General features: G+C 37.6%; 1 pseudogene. It reads right to left on the bottom strand.

Annotated elements, in window-relative coordinates:
- Positions 1–89: 89 nt before the first annotated feature.
- A pseudogene (locus BWI92_RS28430) lies at positions 90–431 on the bottom strand (radical SAM protein); the annotation flags it as partial.

Here is a 431-nt window from a genome sequence, read left to right as displayed (position 1 = left end):
ATGCTGAAAAATATAAATAAAAATATATAAAATAGATTTTCCATCTTTGTACTGTCAAAGATAGGTTTATTAGGATCATGAAGTTCTCCGTCTTCGAAAGTGTGAGAGTGCGTATTTTCTTCGTGTGAGTAGGTAAATACGCCAAGACGGTCAAAACGCATTTTTTCAACAAATTGATAAGTTTCTTCAAAATCCTCTTCCGTTCAACCTGGGTGACCAGAAATCAAGGTTGTACGCAAAGCAATATTAGGTACTTTGTCACGGATGGCGTGGATTAAATCTTCTGTTTTTCACGAGTAATACCACGGCGCATTCTCTTCAATACCTCTGTTGAGCCACTTTGTAAAGGCATATCCAAATAGTTACAGATATTTGGTTTGGCAGCCATTACATCCAATACGTCCATTGGAAAGCCAGCTGGGTATGCATAT

It is taken from the genome of Flectobacillus sp. BAB-3569, assembly GCF_002270355.1.
Classification (GTDB): Bacteria; Bacteroidota; Bacteroidia; order Cytophagales; family Spirosomataceae; genus Flectobacillus; species Flectobacillus roseus.
The sequence above is the reverse complement of the archived record's forward strand: the minus strand, read 5'-3'. Positions and strand labels throughout refer to the sequence as shown.